Origin of the sequence: Flavobacterium sp. HSC-32F16 (assembly GCF_024171645.1) — a bacterium.
Lineage (GTDB): Bacteria > Bacteroidota > Bacteroidia > Flavobacteriales > Flavobacteriaceae > Flavobacterium.
In genome coordinates this window covers 26,880-43,768 of sequence record NZ_JALKAC010000005.1, presented here as the reverse complement: position 1 = coordinate 43,768, position 16,889 = coordinate 26,880, and the positions used below count along the sequence as shown (strand labels likewise).

Annotated in this window: 11 protein-coding genes; all 11 read left to right on the top strand. The window is 33.3% G+C overall.

Annotated features, from left to right (window positions below; translation table 11 throughout):
* The first annotated feature begins 158 nt into the window (after window positions 1–158).
* The 11 genes from L1276_RS15240 (at window position 159) to L1276_RS15190 (ending at window position 16,871) form a co-directional block, all read left to right on the top strand.
* Window positions 159–3,392 carry a VIT domain-containing protein gene (locus tag L1276_RS15240; RefSeq protein ID WP_253789227.1) on the top strand — a complete coding sequence of 1,078 codons (3,234 nt, stop codon included), beginning with the start codon at window positions 159–161 and terminating at the stop codon, window positions 3,390–3,392.
* Between the two features lie 138 nt (window positions 3,393–3,530).
* Complete coding sequence (gene rsgA, locus L1276_RS15235) at window positions 3,531–4,508, top strand: ribosome small subunit-dependent GTPase A (protein WP_253789225.1); 978 nt, start codon at window positions 3,531–3,533, stop codon at window positions 4,506–4,508.
* A gap of 170 nt (window positions 4,509–4,678) precedes the next feature.
* Entirely contained in the window at window positions 4,679–5,131 is a 453-nt protein-coding gene (gene dtd / locus L1276_RS15230; RefSeq protein ID WP_253789223.1) for a D-aminoacyl-tRNA deacylase, read from the top strand.
* A gap of 64 nt (window positions 5,132–5,195) precedes the next feature.
* Entirely contained in the window at window positions 5,196–7,103 is a 1,908-nt protein-coding gene (locus L1276_RS15225; RefSeq protein ID WP_253789221.1) for a DUF3857 domain-containing protein, read from the top strand.
* A gap of 15 nt (window positions 7,104–7,118) precedes the next feature.
* Window positions 7,119–9,128: a DUF3857 domain-containing protein gene (locus tag L1276_RS15220; RefSeq protein WP_253789219.1), complete on the top strand. Its 2,010-nt coding sequence runs from the start codon at window positions 7,119–7,121 to the stop codon at window positions 9,126–9,128.
* 4 nt (window positions 9,129–9,132) lie between these two features.
* Window positions 9,133–11,100: a DUF3857 domain-containing protein gene (locus L1276_RS15215; RefSeq protein ID WP_253789217.1), complete on the top strand. Its 1,968-nt coding sequence runs from the start codon at window positions 9,133–9,135 to the stop codon at window positions 11,098–11,100.
* Window positions 11,101–11,142: 42 nt separating this feature from the next.
* A complete protein-coding gene (locus tag L1276_RS15210; protein ID WP_012022600.1) occupies window positions 11,143–11,469 on the top strand; it encodes a nucleotide pyrophosphohydrolase in 327 nt (108 codons plus the stop codon).
* 134 nt (window positions 11,470–11,603) lie between these two features.
* Entirely contained in the window at window positions 11,604–12,833 is a 1,230-nt protein-coding gene (aroA, locus tag L1276_RS15205; protein ID WP_253789215.1) for a 3-phosphoshikimate 1-carboxyvinyltransferase, read from the top strand.
* A 376-nt stretch (window positions 12,834–13,209) separates the two neighbouring features.
* The gene (gene queA, locus L1276_RS15200) at window positions 13,210–14,259 is read left to right on the top strand and encodes a tRNA preQ1(34) S-adenosylmethionine ribosyltransferase-isomerase QueA (RefSeq protein ID WP_253789213.1); all 1,050 of its coding nucleotides are present in this window, start codon (window positions 13,210–13,212) and stop codon (window positions 14,257–14,259) included.
* Window positions 14,260–14,583: 324 nt separating this feature from the next.
* A complete protein-coding gene (kynU, locus tag L1276_RS15195) occupies window positions 14,584–15,861 on the top strand; it encodes a kynureninase (RefSeq protein ID WP_253789211.1) in 1,278 nt (425 codons plus the stop codon).
* Window positions 15,862–16,424: 563 nt separating this feature from the next.
* On the top strand, window positions 16,425–16,871 hold the full coding sequence (locus L1276_RS15190; protein ID WP_253789209.1) for a YMGG-like glycine zipper-containing protein: 447 nt from the start codon (window positions 16,425–16,427) through the stop codon (window positions 16,869–16,871).
* Window positions 16,872–16,889 lie beyond the last annotated feature (18 nt).

The window sequence follows — 16,889 nt, the reverse complement described above, 5'->3', positions numbered from 1 at the left end:
ACGCTAATTTTAAATAGAATCATAAATCTGCTAATCTGTGGGAATAATTAATAACCCGCAGATTTTGCTTGTTAAACAAATAAAAATAAAATAATTATCTTCCCAACCATTTCTTGTTTTTTGTTCTCTATATCAATATAAACCTTAATTTTCGTATCATGAAATTAAAATTGTTTTCGTCTGAGCCGGGCATTTTTCAATTGAATTTGAATGTATTGCTTTTCTTTTTTCTTTTTATTGGAACAAAAACTTTCGCACAAAGTCCTGAACTTACCGTTAAAGGAGAAGAAGCGGAAAAAGTGAGAATGAACAAACTTTTTGTCAATGTAAAAGTGGTGGGAAATATCGCTTATACTACTGCCGAAATGCATTTTTTTAATTCGGGAAACCGTCAGATGGAAGCTGAACTTATTTTTCCGTTACCGGAAAATGTTTCGGTTTCGAGATATGCTATTGATATCAATGGAAAAATGCGTGAAGCAGTTCCTGTTAATAAAAACAAAGGAAAACAAGTTTTTGAGGCAATCGAACATCGTCGTGTTGATCCGGGATTGCTGGAGAAAGTGGATGGTAATAATTTTAGAACCAGAATTTATCCGTTACTTCCAAATGGAGAACGAACTGTAATAATTGGCTATGAAGAAGAGCTTTCGGCTTTTGATAAAGACAATCTGGCGTATCAATTGGTGAGTCGTTTTCCTAAAAAACTAGATCAGTTTGAAATTAACGTTTCGGTTTTAGGAACTTCAACGGAGCCAACTGTTACTGAAAATTCAGGAAACGATATTACTTTTTCAAAATGGAATCAGTCTTTTCAGGCTTCGATCAAAAAAGAAAATTATCAGCCTGCAGAAAAAATAGTACTTAAAATTCCGTTACAGCAAAATGTTCCCAGTGTTTTGATGCAGGATGTTGGCGGACAGCATTATTTTTATGGAAATACTTTTGTTGACGGTAATAAAACAGTTAAGAAAACAACAGTTTCGATTGGTTTAATCTGGGATAATTCTTTGAGCTGCCAGAATAGAGATTTAAAAAAAGAATTGAATTTGCTGGATGTCTATTTCCAAAAAATAAAAAACACAAAAGTTACGCTGTACTTTTTGAATTATACTTTTGATAAACAACAAGAATATATTGTTTCTAACGGGAATTGGGATGCTTTAAAAGCCGTTTTAGAAAAAACAAAATACGATGGCGGAACTCGTTTTTCGCAGTTGAACTTTACGGGTCAGGATGAATATTTGTTTTTTACAGATGGATTGTCTTCTTTGAGTGAAAATCTTCTGCCAAAAACTAAAAAACCAATTTACACGATTACTTCTTCTGTATCTGCTGATTTTGCTTTTTTAAATTATTCGTCAATGCAAACTGGCGGTAATTTTATCAATTTAAATCAAGTAAATACGGAAATAGCTTTAGATAAATTAACGAATACCAACTTGAAATTTTTAGGCATAAAAGAGAATTTGACTGTTACTGATTTGTTTCCAATAGAAGGGACTTCAGTTTCTGGAAATTTTAGTTTTTCGGGAATTTCGTTAAATCCAAAAAATGAGGTTACGTTATTATTCGGATATGATAATGAAGCTGTTTTAGAAAGAAAAATTACGCTTGATGCTTCGGCTCAAAATACGAATGATGTCAATATTGAAAAACTTTGGGCACAGAAAAAAATAGCAAATCTTGATTTTAAATATGTTAAAAATGCTGACGAAATTGAACTTTTGGGAAAGAAATACGGCATCATTACTAAAAACACTTCGTTAATTGTTCTGGAAGATATTCGCGATTATATTTTGTATGATATTATTCCGCCGACAGAATTACGTGCAGAATTTGACAGAATTAAAAAACAGGAACATGATACTAATCTGGCGCAGCAAAAAAGCAATTGGGACAATATAGAAAGTTATTTTAATGGATTAGATATTTGGTGGAAAAATAATATTAAGTATAAAGGACAAAAAATTGCATCTAAGTATAAACACAAAAGACAAGTGCTGCCGCCGCCGCCAAACGCTATGGGTAGTGATGGAGGTGTAAGTCGTGCAGTTGAGACTATAAAAGGAGATCCTAATGCAGTGCTGACGATTGATGAACCAGTTGGAGCAGCTCCACCGGTAACAATGGTTATTGAGGAAGACAATAAAGTATATAATGCTGCTTCTCCGCCATCTGCACCTAAAGTTGACGAGGTGAAATTTGTTGCGCCTGTAGTGGCAAGAGCATCAGAAATAACAGAAGATAATTTGAAATATAAAGAGGTTAAAGCTGATGAGTTGCAGGAAGTTGTAGAGTATGCAACTGTTAAAAAATCTGTAGCTTCTTATTCTTCGCAAGTGATTACCAGTGAGAGTATTTCAAAAAATTCGGATTTGACGCAAACATTAAACGGTAAAGTCGAAGGAGTTAATGTTCAATCGACAGATGAAACGGAATCATCTTTAAATTATACTGTCAGCGATACACTAAGTTTTGATTCTAAAAATGAAAACAAAATCTGGAATCCGGACAGATTGTACTTAAAAGCTTTAGCTAAAGCACCAAAAGAAAAACAATACGATTTGTATTTGGATTTAAGAAAGGCACAGGAAAGAAACCCAAGTTTTTATTTTGATGCCGCACATTTTTTCTACAATCAGGGCGATGTTAAAAAAGCATTGAGAGTTATCAGCAATATTGCCGATTTAGGCTTAGAAAATCATCAGCTTTACAAAACTCTTACTTATACTTTACGACAATGGAAGGATTATGAAGATGCACTTTTTACAGCAAAACAAGTGGCAAAATGGAGAGCTCACGAACCACAGAGCTTAAGAGACTATGCTTTGGCGCTGGAAGATGCAGGAAAATATCAGGAAGCTTTTGATCAATTGATCAAAGCTTTGGAAGTAAATTATTATGGAGAAATGGACGGGCAGTATGAAGGTGTAGAAGATATTATTTTAATGGATATAAACCGTTTGATTTCTGAACGTAAAGGGCTAAAAATAGAGAAATTAGATAAAAAATATCTTGCGAGAATGCCGATTGACATTCGAATTATCATGAACTGGAATTTGATGGATGTCGATTTAGACTTGCATATTATTGAACCAACAAATGAAGAATGTTATTACAGCCACACTTCAACACAAATTGGAGGAAGATTTTCTAAAGATTTTACAGAAGGTTATGGTCCTGAGCAATATTTAATTAGAAACGCGGTGAAAGGGAAATATCAAATTAAAACCAATTATTTTGGAGAAACTGAATTAACTGAAAATGGTCCGGCTACAATTATGGTTGAAATTTATACCACTAAAGCCGGAAAAACATCCAGAACATTAAAAACGATTCAGTTAGGAAAAGTAAAAGAGAATGAGGTTTTAGCCGAAATAATCTGGTAAACGTTTCAATTTAAGAGTAAGTCTTTAATTTTAAAAGGCGAAGTTGCGTTGTTCAATTCTAAAAACGTAATTTTGCCTTTTAAAATTTTTAGTTTTAAGAGCAATCTAAACCTAAAATCCGCAATCTAAAATTAAAGAATGACAGGACTCGTATATAAATCTACAGGAAGCTGGTACACCGTAAAATCTGAAAAAGGCGATTTTATTGAATGCCGTATGAAAGGGAAGTTTAGAATGAAAGGTATAAAAAGCACCAACCCAATTGCTGTAGGCGATATTGTCGATTATGAACTTGAAGAAACTTCGGATACTTTAACGGGAACAATTCATAAAATTCACGAAAGAAAAAATTACATCGTTCGTAAATCGGTTAACCTATCAAAGCAGATTCACATTATTGCTTCAAACATTGATCAGGTTTTTTTACTGATTACAATAGATAATCCGCCCACAACTACAAGTTTCATTGATCGTTTTTTAGTTACTGCTGAAGCTTACGGAATTGAAGCCGTCCTGATTTTTAATAAAATCGATACTTTAAACGAACAGACCTTAGATGATCAGCTTTATTTACAGCACGTTTATCAGGAAATAGGTTATAAATGCCTAAGAATTTCTTCAACAGAAAATAAAGGAGTTGATAAACTGAAAGAAATGATGATTGGAAAAGTAAGTATGTTTTCCGGACATTCGGGAGTTGGGAAATCTACTTTGGTAAATGCAATGGAACCAAGTCTTCATTTAAAAACTACGGTTATTTCAGAACAAAGCAAACAAGGGCAGCACACAACAACCTTCGCAGAAATGTATGATTTGTCTTTTGATGCCCGTATTATCGATACACCTGGAATAAAAGGTTTCGGAATTGTCGATATGGAACCATCAGAAATCAGCGGTTATTTTCCGGAATTCTTCAAGCTAAAAGACCAATGTAAGTTCAATAATTGTCTTCACAAAGAAGAACCGCATTGTGCCATAAAAGCTGCTTTAGAAAAAGATGAAATCGCATGGTCGCGCTATAATAGTTATCTTAAAATATTAGAAGGCGATGAAGAACATTATCGTACTGATATTTATGGTGATGATCGTGCAGCGAGTGATGAAACACGTAAATAATTGTGAATAATGGCCGATAACATAATAAAACCAAAGTCTTTTAATTTTGCCCTTAGAAAATCATTCAACTTTTTCAATTTTTAAAAGAAGATAAGAAGGAGTATGTTTTAAGTAAAACAATTCTCTAAGCAGAAATTAAGCATTATATAAATTCACAATTCACAATTTTTATGAGAATAGTTCTTCAAAGAGTTTCAGAAGCATCAGTAACAGTTGACGGCCAAAAAACAGCGGATATAAAAAAAGGATTATTGATTTTAGTTGGAATTGAAGATGCCGATACTCAGGAAGATATTGACTGGCTTGCGGGAAAAATAATAAAAATGAGAATCTTTGGCGACGAAAATGATGTCATGAACTGCTCGGTTCAGGATATCGACGGCGAAATTATTGTAGTCAGCCAATTTACACTTCACGCTTCTACAAAAAAAGGAAACCGACCTTCATATATAAAAGCTTCAAAACCAGACTTCGCAATTCCGATGTATGAGAACTTTGTAAAATCTTTAGAGAAAGAGTTTAATAAGAAAGTCCAAACCGGAATTTTTGGTGCAGATATGAAAGTAAATCTTTTAAATGACGGCCCCGTAACTATAGTTATGGACAGTAAAAACAGAGACTAAAAAATATGTTTTCAATTGTTAAGGATTTCTAAAAATAATATATATTTGACGAAATTCCCTACTAATGAAAAGTCCTGTTTTTGCGTTATTTTTCTTCTTATTCACCATTGTTTCTAGTGCTCAAAAAAGCGAATATTCGGCACTTACAATTGCGGACAGTCTTAAAGAAAACGCCAATGCAGTTGTACGTTTAGACCAAATGGATATTACAATTGCTTCACAGCGAAGCATGAATATAAAAATACAGAGAATTGTAACCGTTTTAAATCAAAAAGGACTTGAACATATTGAAGCTTATTTGTACTATGATAAGTCAGTAGGAGTAAGAAATATTGAAGCTGTTGTTTACGATATTTTTGGAAATGAAATTAAAAAGATAAAACGGAAAGATTTTAAAGATCAAAGTGCAGTAAGCGGAAGCACTCTCTTTTCGGATAACCGTGTACTTTTTTTAGATTACACACCCATTTCCTATCCTTTTACAATTACTTACAACAGTGAAGTTGAAACTTCAAATACGGCATTTATACCACGATGGTATTTTTTAGGAAATTATAATGTAAGCATACAGAAAAGCATCTTAAATGTTTCTTTTCCAAATACTCTCGGATTTAAAAAGAAAGAGTTTCAATTCTCTGATTTTGATATAAAGAAAACGATCGATACCGATACAAAACTAAATTATACTGCAAGTAATATTCTGGCTAGAAAAGCAGAAGATTATAGTCCGTCTGCGGGAGATCTTTTTCCCAAGGTAATGATGGGTTTAGAAAAATTTCATTTAGAAGGTTTTGACGGAACAGCTACAACCTGGGAAGCCTTTGGGAAATGGTATGGAGAAAAGATTTTAAGCGGCACCACTACTTTGCCGGAAGAAACCAAAGCAAAAATCAAAGCACTTGTTGGAGATGAAAAAGATCCCATAAAAAAAGCAAAGATTATTTACGATTACGTGCAAAAAAAATCACGATATGTCAATATCGCCATAGGAATTGGAGGATGGAAACCAATGCTGGCTTCTGATGTTGATCGTTTGGGATATGGAGATTGTAAAGCATTGTCTAATTATACAAGAGCACTTTTGCAAGTTGTGGATGTTCCTTCTTACAACACCATTTTATATGGAGATCGTTATAAAACTGATATTCAGTCAGATTTTGTTTCAATGCAGGGAAATCATATGATTCTAGCTATCCCAAATGGAAATAATTATATATGGCTTGAATGTACGAGCCAGGATGATCCCTTTGGATATCAGGGAACTTTTACAGATGATAGAGACGTTTTGGTAGTTAAACCCGAAGGAGGCAAAATTGTTAGAACTACTATTTATGACGATAAAGGCAATTCGCAGCACGATAAAGGAACATACACTATTGATGAAAATGGAAATTTTACAGGTTCAATTTCCATAACTTCTGAGGGGTCACAATACAGCTCAAAAGCGATGCTTGAAAATATGCAGCCAACAGATAAAGAAGCACATTATAAAAAATACTGGAACAACATCAACAATATTAAACTTGGTAAAATAAACTTTACAAATGATAAAGAAAAAGTTCGTTTTGTCGAAGATGTTCAGTTAAGTGCAATAGAATACGGCGCGGTTTCAGGAAACAAAATGATGTTTGTTGTAGATGCTTTCAATCAAAATTCTGAAAATGTAATACGAATTAGAAATCGTAAAAATCCATTTGAAATTCAACGTGGTTATTTAGATACAGATGAAATTGAGATCAACCTTCCTGCTGGTTTTTCTATTGAATTTCTGCCTCAGAATTTTGAACTAAAAGGAAAATTCGGAGAATACAAAACCGAGATTATTAAAAAAGACAATAATAAACTGCTCTACAAAAGATCGATATTGGTAAACAAAGGCAAATATTCAAACAAAGAATACGATGAATATCGCCTTTTTATTGAGCAGGTATCCAGAAACGATAATACCAAAATTATATTGACCAAAAACTAACCAAAACCCAAAAACATGAAAATTACCAGATTATTCGTTTTTTTATTTTTCCTGCTGTCTGTTTCAAAAAGCACGGCGCAGGAATTTAAATTAGGAAAAGTATCAATTGCAGAATTGGAACAAAAAAAACACCCAAAAGATTCATCTGCAGCAGCGGCTATTTTGTATAAAAAAGGATCATCCAGATTTATTTATGATAAAGATGATGGTTTCGTAATTTTTACTGAAGTCGAAAACCGAATTAAAATTTACAAAAAAGAAGGTTATGATTGGGCAAACTACATTGTGCCGTATCACATCGTAGGCGGAGTTGAGGAATCGGTTACTTTTTCTGATGCCGTAACTTATAATCTAGTCGACGGAAAGATTGAAAAAACCAAACTTAAAACAGAAGGTGTTTTTAAAGAAAACCGAAATAAATACAACGGACATAAAAAAATTACAATGCCTAATGTAAAAGAAGGTTCAGTAATCGAATATAAATACATGATTAAGAGCCGTCTTATAGGTTCTATGCGCGATTGGGATTTTCAGGAAGAAATTCCGGTAAATTATTCAGAGTATATAACGTATATACCAGAATACTTTGTTTATAATGTGAGACAAAAAGGATATATTTTTCCAAAAACGAAATCTGAATTCATTCAGGGATCCTTTACGGTTTATGAAAAAGAAAGAGATGCTGTTACAGGAAAACCTTCCTATTCTACTTTTAAGAAAGAATATCAGGAAGCAAAAACAACCTATACAGCCGAAAATTTTCCTGCATTGAAAGATGAGGCTTATGTTAATAATGTTACGAATTATATGTCAAGTCTGCAGTTTGAACTGGCAATGACTAAATATCCTAATGAACCTATAAAACCCTATTCGACAGATTGGAATTCAGTTGTAAAAACAATTTATGAATACGACGATTTTGGACCGGAATTAAACAAAACAGGATATTATGAAGACGATTTAAAATCACTTTTGGCCGCAGCAAAAAGTCCAGAAGAAAAAATAATACTGATTCTAAATTTTGTAAAAGCAAATGTACACTGGAACGGAATCAGCGGTTATTCGTGCGATAATGGAGTTCGTAAAGCGTATAAAGAAAAAACCGGAAATATTGCCGATATTAATTTAATGCTGACTTCTATGCTTCGTTATGCCGGATTTAATGCAAACCCTGTATTGGTGAGCACACGTTCTAACGGAATTGCTTTTTTTGCCAATAGAACTGCATTTAATTATGTAATTGCAGCGGTCGAAACAGATTCTGGAAATGTTTTATTAGATGCTTCTTACAAATATTCAACACCAAATATTCTGCCTTTAAGAGCGCTAAACTGGCAAGGGCGTTTAATTCGTAAAGACGGTACTTCTGAAGCAGTCGATTTAATGCCTGAAAAACTTTCTAACGATAACATTTTTGTAAATTATACGATCGACCCGACAGGTAAAATTGATGGAAAAGTTAGAAGACAAGGTACAGAATATAATGCAATGGCTTTTAGAAATAAATTTGAAAGTGCAAAAGAAGATGCATATTTAGAAAAGCTTGAAAACGAAAATGGAAAAATTGAAATTAGTGATTACAGCAGAACGAATGAAAGAGAATTGCTGCTTCCTGCTATTGAAACTTTCTCGTTTACAGGCTCTAATTTATGCGATTTAATTGGAGATAAAATTTATGTAAATCCAATGCTGTTTTTCGCCAACACAAACAATCCTTTTAAACAAGAAGTAAGAGAATATCCAGTAGATTTTAGTTACCCATTTATGGATAAATATAATATAACGATTAAAATTCCTGACGGTTTTACAGTTGAATCACTTCCGCAGCCTGGAGCATTTTCTATGGAAGAAAACGTAGGAAATTTTAAATACAATATTGCAGTAAACGAAAATATGTTACAGCTGTCCGTTTCTCATCAAATTAATGAAGCAATTGTGTCAACAGATCAATATGATATGCTGAAAGAATATTATAAATCCATGATTGCTAAAGAAACCGAAAAAATAGTTTTAAAAAGAATCTAACAATATGAAGTTTTCAAGTTCTGTATTTATTTTATTTTTTCTTTTTATTGCAAAAGTACAATCCCAAAATTATGAATTAGGAAAAGTAACTATTGCAGAACTTGAGGAAAAAGCGCATCCCAAAGACAGCAGTGCGCCAGCTGCAATTTTGTTTAAAAAAGGCCGAACCGTTTTTAATTATGTAGTAGGAAAAGGTTTTATAGTAAATAATGTCTATGAATTTAGAATCAAGATCTATAAACCCGAAGGTTTAAGCTGGGCCAATCAAAAAGTTTCCTATTATGCAGGTTACGAAAATCTGAATGATGACTCCGTTAATTTTTCTAATGCTGTAACCTATAATCTCGAAAAAGGTTCCATTGTAAAAACGAAATTGAACAGTGAAGGCAGTTTCAAAAACAAAATAAATAAATACTGGAACCAAGCCACGATTACACTGCCAAATGTAAAAGCAGGTTCGGTAATAGAATTCAAATATGTTTTAAAATCTGAAAATGTTGTAAGACTGCCTGATTTTGAAATTCAATATGATGTTCCGGTTAACTTTTTCGAATATAAAACGGAGATTCCGGAATTCTTTATTTACAAAACATTATTTGTTGGTAAACTAAAAATTGAATCAAAAGCCGATGTTGTACAAAGCGGTCAGGTTTATTTTAATGGTTACAAGCAAATTAATGCTGCATTTACGGCATCAAATATTCCAGCATTAAAAGAAGAGAAATTTGTTGACAATATAGAAAATTACCGAGGAGCAATACGTAATGAACTGGAAAGAAAAAGATTTCCAGATGAGCCTGTTGTAAATTATACTACAACTTGGGAAGAAGTTGCCAAAAACATTTATAAAAGTGAAAGCTTTGGAAAAGAACTAAAAGAGAAAGATTATTTTGCCGAAGATTTAAAAACGATTTTGCATACAACAGAAAATCATCAGGAAAAGCTGGATGCTATTTTTAAATTTGTTCAGAATAAAATGAACTGGAATAAAGAAAAAGGATATTTAACAGATAAAGGAGTTAAAAAAGCCTATTTAGCTCAAACAGGAAATACAGCCGAAATCAATTTCATTCTAATTTCTATGCTGAAATCGGCTGGAATTGCAGCAAATCCTGTTTTGGTAAGTACAGTTGAAAACGGAGTTCCGGTATTTCCAAACCGAACCGATTTTAATTACGTGATAGGAAGCGCAGAAATTGACGGCAAGAAAATATTATTAGATGCTTCAAATAAATTTACAACACCGGGAATTCTGCCTTTAAATCTTTTAAACTGGAAAGGAAGACTTATCAAAGAAGATGGATCTTCCGAAGAAATAGAAATGATTCCAAGCGTTCCTTCTAAAGAAATTTTCACCGTAATTGCTGAAATAAATCCTGAAAACAAGAAAATGGAGGGGAATGTTAAAGTAAGAAAAACAGATTATTCGGCACTTCTTTTTAGAGAAAAAAACACAGGAACCAATGAAGAATCCTATGTAGAAAAACTGGAAAATGATTTAAATAAAATTGAAATCAACGGTTATTCGATTGAAAATAAAAAAGACAATTTTTCTAAATCAACTCTAGAAAGTTTCGATTTTACGTCATATAATTCTTATGATGTTATTGGAGAAAAAATATATATAAAACCAATACTTTTTTATACAGATACAACTAATCCTTTTAAACAGGAACAGAGACAATTGCCAGTTTATTTTGGATATCCGGTTCATCAAATCTATAATGTGTTTTATGATGTACCGCAAGGTTATACGGTTGAATCATTGCCAAAACCTATAAAGATAAGTACAGAAAACAACGGAACTTCGTATATAATGAACATGGATGCAGAAGAAAACAGAGTGCAGATAAAAGTGGGAATACAAATAAACAGTCCAATTTTTACTGCTGAAGAATATGATATGCTGAAAGAGTTTTTCCAAAAAATAATCGCCAGTCAAAATGAAAAAATTGTATTAAAAAGAATATAGCTGAATTGAAAGTTTGACTTATTTTTGTTCAAAAATATAATCATGGATTTGAAAAATGCACAGCTGGATGTTGATACCTGGATAAAAGAACATGGAGTTCGTTACTTTAACGAATTGACTAACATGGCACAATTAACAGAAGAGGTTGGAGAAGTAGCCAGAATCATTGCGCGTCGTTACGGAGAACAGTCCGAAAAAGAAAGCGATAAAAACAAAGATTTAGGAGAAGAATTGGCCGATGTTGTTTTTGTTGTTCTATGCCTGGCCAATCAAACCGGAATCGATTTGCAAGCCGCTTTTGATAAAAAAATGGACTTAAAATCGGTCAGAGATAAAGATCGTCACAAAAACAACGATAAATTGAAATAATTGTGAAATATCACTCATAAGTTTTGAATTCTGAGTTTTGAATTTTGAATTATGAATGGGGAGTGGTAAATTGCGGGGCTGAATTATGTTTCTAATCATTCATAATTCATAATTCACAACTTACAATTAAAAAAATGAATTTAAAATTAACGACGAATCCGCAATTCACAATTGATAATTCGCAGCTAAATATCACAGGTTCTAAAAGCGAAACAAACCGTTTATTATTACTAAAAGCTTTATTTCCAAATATCACCTTAGCCAATACTTCAAACTCTGATGACAGCGAAGTAATGCAGAAAGCATTAATTGGTAATGACGAAATTGTAGACATTCACCACGCTGGAACGGCAATGCGTTTCTTAACTGCTTATTTTGCTGTAAACGAAGGCAGAGAAGTGGTAATGACAGGTTCAAGCAGAATGCAGGAACGCCCAATCAAAATTTTGGTTGAAGCTTTGGCACAATTAGGAGTTGAAATCTCATACGAAAAAGAAGAAGGTTATCCGCCAATTAGAATCAAAGGAAAAAAAGTAACCGCTTCAAAAGTTAATTTGGCAGCAAATGTAAGCAGCCAGTATATTTCGGCACTTTTATTAGTGGCTTCAAAATTAGAAAATGGTTTAGAGCTTACTTTAGAAGGAGAAATTACTTCAATTCCATATATCAAAATGACTTTAGCATTACTAAAGGATTTAGATATTCAAACCAGTTTTGAAGGAAACGTAATAAAAGTGTATCCAAAAGAATCAGTTGAATCAAAAGAAATGGTTGTAGAATCAGATTGGAGTTCGGCTTCCTATTTCTTTAGTCTTACGGCTTTGGCCGATGCAGCAAAAATTACTTTAAGCAGTTATAAAGAAAACAGTCTTCAGGGAGATTCAGAATTAGTTTCTCTTTATGAGAAAATGGGAATCAAAACTACTTTCCAAAACAATAAAATGACTTTGGAAAAAGTGGATGGGTTTAATTATCAAGATGTAAATTTCGAATTAAATAATACACCAGATATTGCTCAAACTATTGTGGTAACTTGTTTAGGTTTAGGAATTGGATGTCATTTAACTGGTCTTCATACTTTAAAAATTAAAGAAACAGACAGACTTGAAGCATTGCGAATTGAGCTTACAAAATTAGGAGCTAATATTTCGGTAACTAATGACAGTTTGACTTTAGAGCGTTCTGGAAATATTAATCACGATATCCATATTGCAACGTACAATGATCACCGTATGGCAATGGCATTTGCACCGCTTGCGATAAAAGTGCCAATTATTATTGATGATGCCGAAGTAGTTTCAAAATCCTACCCGGATTTCTGGAACGACTTAAAAGCCTTAAACTTCCAAGTTTCAGAATTGTAAAGATTTTTGAACCATATAAGTTATATAAGTTTATTTAAATAAAGGTTCGATACAAAGCTTAAAAAAAACATAGCCTCTGGTTTCAACCAGAGGTTTTTTTATGCGAATTACAAAGCAAACCCGACAGGTTTTTATCCCAAGGCTTCGGACTGTCGGGTTTAAACAGTATGTAAAAATCCTAATTAAATGAATTTATATAACTTATATGGTGAAAAAAACATTTTTCATGGTGATCAAACCGCCACTAAATCAAGGACTTTTGAAAATAAACGTCAAAACACTTGACAACGCCTATCTCACAATCGTATATTTGCAGTCGATTTAAAATTTTAGATAAAAAAATCTAAGATTGATATTTTAAAATCTAACTTCAAATATGAAATTATCACACTTCAATTTCAATTTACCGAAAGAACTTTTAGCTGAATTCCCGGCAGAAAATAGAGATGAATCTCGTTTAATGGTAATTGACCGTCAAAAACAAACTATAGAACATAAAATGTTTAAAGATGTTATCAACTATTTTGATGACGGAGACGTTTTAATTCTTAACAATACAAAAGTTTTCCCTGCGCGTTTATATGGAAACAAAGAAAAAACTGGAGCGAGAATTGAGGTTTTCTTATTAAGAGAATTAAATTCAGAGCAGCGTCTTTGGGACGTTTTAGTAGATCCGGCTAGAAAAATCCGTATTGGTAACAAACTTTATTTTGGAGATGATGATTCGTTAGTTGCTGAGGTAATCGACAATACAACATCTCGTGGTAGAACATTACGTTTCTTATACGATGGTTCTTATGAAGAATTCAGAAACAAATTGACAGAACTTGGAGAAACTCCAATTCCTAAATACATCAACAGAGAAGTTACTGCTGAAGATGCTGAAAGATATCAAACTATCTACGCAAAAGAAGAAGGAGCTGTAGCAGCGCCAACTGCTGGTTTACACTTTTCAAAACACCTTTTGAAAAAATTAGAAATCAAAGGAGTAAATTTTGCTGAGGTAACTTTACACGTTGGTTTAGGAACTTTTAACCCAGTTGAGGTTGAAGATTTATCTAAACACAAAATGGATTCAGAAGAATTGATCATCAATCAACAAGCTTGTGATATCGTAAACGACGCAAAAGCAAAGAAAAAACGTATTTGTGCAGTAGGAACAACTTCTATGCGTGCAATCGAAAGTTCTGTTTCTTCTGCTAATACTTTGAACCCTTACGAAGGATGGACAAATAAATTTATTTTCCCTCCTCACGATTTCAGTATTGCAAACTGTATGATTACTAATTTTCACACACCAAAATCAACATTATTGATGATGATTTCTGCTTTCTGTGGACATGATTTAATGAAAAAAGCATACGACGAAGCGATTAAAGAAGGATACAAATTCTATTCTTACGGAGACGCGATGTTAATTCTATAATTAGAATTTATTTTATAAAGAAACCCGACAAGTTTTAAAACCTGTCGGGTTTTTTGTTTTTTGATAGTTTGTTTTGTTTCAAGTTTCAGGTCTCAGGTTCATTGTGTGTTTAACCGCAAAGTTCGCAAGGTTTCTTTACTCCGTTTATGTTTGCCAAATGTATAAGAACGCAAAGCTTTGCGAACATAGCGTTTGTAAAACGTTAGCCTTGATAAAATCCTTGCGAACTTTGCGGTTAAACACACAAAGCATATCAACATGAAACTTGAAACCTGAAACAAAATAAACAATTTTTGTTATTTTAGCAGACAAAACAAAAACACAATGAATTTTCAAAATACACGCGAATTTGCACGAGAGCTAGATTCGAAAGACACACTAAATCATTATCAAGATCAATTTATTTTCCCAAAAGTTAACGATAAACGAGTAATTTACTTTACCGGAAATTCATTAGGATTACAGCCAAAACGTACAAAAGCCTATATAGATGAAGTAATGAACGACTGGGCAGAACTTGCTGTTGAAGGTCACTTTTATGCAGAGAAACCCTGGTGGGATTATCAGGAAAGATTTGCAGAACCGTTAAGTAAAATTGTGGGTGCGCTTCCGTCAGAAGTTACCGTAATGAATACTTTAACTGTAAATCTTCACTTATTGATGGTTTCCTTTTATCAGTCTAAAGGGAAACGTTATAAAATTATCTGCGAAGAAAAAGCATTTCCATCAGATCAATATATGTTTCAGAGTCAGGTTCATTTTCATGGATATAAACCAGAAGATGCAATCGTAGAAATTAAACGTCGCGAAGGAGAACATAATATTCGTCTGGAAGATGTTTTAGCAAAAATTGAAGAAGTTGGTGATGAATTGGCTCTAGTTTTAATTGGCGGCGTAAATTATTATACAGGACAAGTTTTCGATATTAAAACCATTACGGCAGCCGGACAAAAAGCCGGAGCAAAAGTGGGCTGGGATTTAGCGCACGCTGCCGGAAATATCAAATTAGAACTTCACGATTGGAATGTAGATTTCGCTGCTTGGTGCAGTTATAAATATATGAACTCTGGACCAGGAAATGCATCTGGAGTTTTTGTTCATGAAAGACATCATAATGATCCGGATTTGCCGCGTTTTGCAGGTTGGTGGGGACACAACAAAGAACGCCGTTTTAAAATGGAACCAACTTTTGATCCTGTTCACGGAGCAGGCGGATGGCAGATTAGTAATCTTCCGGTTCTATCTTTAGCGCCATATTTAGCATCGGTAGAAATGTTTGCTGAAATTGGAATGGATGCTTTAATTGCAAAACGTGATCATATTACCTCTTACTTAGAATTTATTTTACACGAAATTGACAAAGAAGTTGCGGGTAATTTTGAAATTATTACACCTTCAAATCCCGAAGAAAGAGCTTCGCAATTATCTGTTTTCCTGCATGGTGAAGGAAGAAGTTTATTCGATTATTTAATGAAAAACGGAGTAATTACAGATTGGCGTGAACCAAATGTAATTCGCCTTGCGCCAGTTCCGTTATATTGTTCTTATGAAGATATGTATGACTTTGGACAAATTCTGAAAAAAGGGATTTTAGGAAAGTAAGAGTTGATTAATCTCGCAAAGTTGTGAAGGCGAAAAGTTTTTTGCCACAGATTAAAAGGATTAAAAAGATTTTTTTTAATTGACTCCAGTTTTAACTGGAGATATTAAAGTTGAAATTTAAAAAGTCTTTAGCCAAACTATGTGTTTGGCTAAAGACTTTTTCTTTAATTATATTTTCATCCAGCTAAAGCTGGACGCAATTAAATCTAGCAAGGTTAATTAATCGCGCAAAGGCGCACATTCGCAGTTTTTTTATTTCTCGCACATTCTGCAGATTTAACAGATTTTTGATAAACTTTCTCAAAGATTAATCCGCTTGATCTGCAAAATCTGGGAGAAAAATTTCCAACGCATTTTAAAATCTTTTTAATCCTTTTAATCTGTGGCAAAAAAAAACTTAGCGCTTTCGCACCTTGTGAGATTAAAACCATTAAGTTTTGAATAAAAATTCTCAGATAAAAGACCAAAATCTTCAAATCATATAAACTTTACAAAAAATTCTGTAATAAACATTATAGCAGATATTCCGTATTTTGTAGTGTATAATTTTAAAAACCAAAATCATGAAAGGCTTATATATATTATTAGCGGCGATACTTATCACTTCTTGTCAAAATCAAAGCAAGGAAGATATAGCCAAAGCCAAGCAAGCCAGTATTGATTCAATGAAAGTTGAGATTAACAAACAGCGTGTGATCGATTCAATGAAGACTGAAATGGCTAAGATAAAAGAGGAACAAAGAGTTGAATCTCAAAAAGAAAAAGTTGTTGTAGTTCATCAGCAGGCCGCAAACGGAAATACTGCTGCAACAACTACAACTACCACTACCAAAAAGAAAGGCTGGAGTGCTACTGCTAAAGGTGCTGTGATTGGTGCCGGAGTAGGAGCTGCAACCGGAGCAATTGTTAGTAAGAAAAAAGGTGAAGGTGCTATTATTGGTGGTTTGGCCGGCGCTGCTTTAGGAACTGGAACTGGTGCTGTTATTGACAGCAAAAAGAAAAAAGAATAGATCTAAAATCTATATACT

What these genes read in the sequence shown, in the direction of transcription:
- L1276_RS15240 (WP_253789227.1), top strand. Translation starts at nt 159, where the DNA reads ATGAAATTAAAATTGTTTTCGTCTGAGCCGGGCATTTTTCAATTGAAT.
- rsgA (WP_253789225.1), top strand. Translation starts at nt 3,531, where the DNA reads ATGACAGGACTCGTATATAAATCTACAGGAAGCTGGTACACCGTAAAA.
- dtd (WP_253789223.1), top strand. Translation starts at nt 4,679, where the DNA reads ATGAGAATAGTTCTTCAAAGAGTTTCAGAAGCATCAGTAACAGTTGAC.
- L1276_RS15225 (WP_253789221.1), top strand. Translation starts at nt 5,196, where the DNA reads ATGAAAAGTCCTGTTTTTGCGTTATTTTTCTTCTTATTCACCATTGTT.
- L1276_RS15220 (WP_253789219.1), top strand. Translation starts at nt 7,119, where the DNA reads ATGAAAATTACCAGATTATTCGTTTTTTTATTTTTCCTGCTGTCTGTT.
- L1276_RS15215 (WP_253789217.1), top strand. Translation starts at nt 9,133, where the DNA reads ATGAAGTTTTCAAGTTCTGTATTTATTTTATTTTTTCTTTTTATTGCA.
- L1276_RS15210 (WP_012022600.1), top strand. Translation starts at nt 11,143, where the DNA reads ATGGATTTGAAAAATGCACAGCTGGATGTTGATACCTGGATAAAAGAA.
- aroA (WP_253789215.1), top strand. Translation starts at nt 11,604, where the DNA reads ATGAATTTAAAATTAACGACGAATCCGCAATTCACAATTGATAATTCG.
- queA (WP_253789213.1), top strand. Translation starts at nt 13,210, where the DNA reads ATGAAATTATCACACTTCAATTTCAATTTACCGAAAGAACTTTTAGCT.
- kynU (WP_253789211.1), top strand. Translation starts at nt 14,584, where the DNA reads ATGAATTTTCAAAATACACGCGAATTTGCACGAGAGCTAGATTCGAAA.
- L1276_RS15190 (WP_253789209.1), top strand. Translation starts at nt 16,425, where the DNA reads ATGAAAGGCTTATATATATTATTAGCGGCGATACTTATCACTTCTTGT.